This window comes from Candidatus Acetothermia bacterium, from assembly GCA_024653305.1.
GTDB lineage: Bacteria > Bipolaricaulota > Bipolaricaulia > Bipolaricaulales > Bipolaricaulaceae > JACIWI01.
The window spans coordinates 1-610 of record JANLFW010000069.1 but is presented as its reverse complement, the minus strand read 5'-3'; the positions used below and the strand labels follow the sequence as shown (position 1 = coordinate 610).

The following is a 610-nucleotide window of genomic DNA, read 5'->3' as shown; positions in this document are numbered from 1 at the left end:
TCATCCTAGGTCGATCTGGATGGAAGATTCACTCGGATATCCAGCAGACCGGGTTCCTTTCCACACTGTTTAGTTTTCAAAGCCCAACAGGCTTTGAAAACGGAGAATGGAAGAGGTAATGGGGTTTATGAGGCTGTATGATCGGATAACCTGCCTCTGACATCCGGAACGTGGGCTCATAGCTCAGATGGTTAGAGCGCACGCCTGATAAGCGTGAGGTCGATGGTTCGATTCCATTTGAGCCCACCACATGCACCTTGAAAACTGTATAATGTAAGAGAAGAAGTGATGAGAAGACAAAAGGGTAACGATACATCGGGTAAACGGGAGTTTACCGGTACGAAGTAACGTGACTCTTAGGAGAATGAATCACCAAGAAGATGGTTAAGACAAACACTTGAAAGAGAACCGAGAGAGGACAGTGTATGGAGGGAAGGCTCCATAGACGGGTTCCACAAAGGTCAAGCGAAGAAGAGCATAGGGTGAATGCCTTGGCACCAGGAGCCGAAGAAGGACGTGACAAGCTGCGATAAGCCACGGTGAGGCGCAAATAGCCTTTGACCCGTGGATTTCCGAATGGGGGAACCCCCCCGGTGATTTAAACCGGGGG

The 610-nt window shown here is 49.5% G+C and carries 1 tRNA gene and 1 rRNA gene; both read left to right on the top strand.

Features of this window, described 5'->3' with window-relative positions:
- Window positions 1-172: 172 nt before the first annotated feature.
- Window positions 173-249, top strand: a tRNA-Ile gene (locus NUV94_08265).
- A gap of 210 nt (window positions 250-459) precedes the next feature.
- Window positions 460-610 (top strand): 23S ribosomal RNA (locus NUV94_08260); the annotation flags it as partial.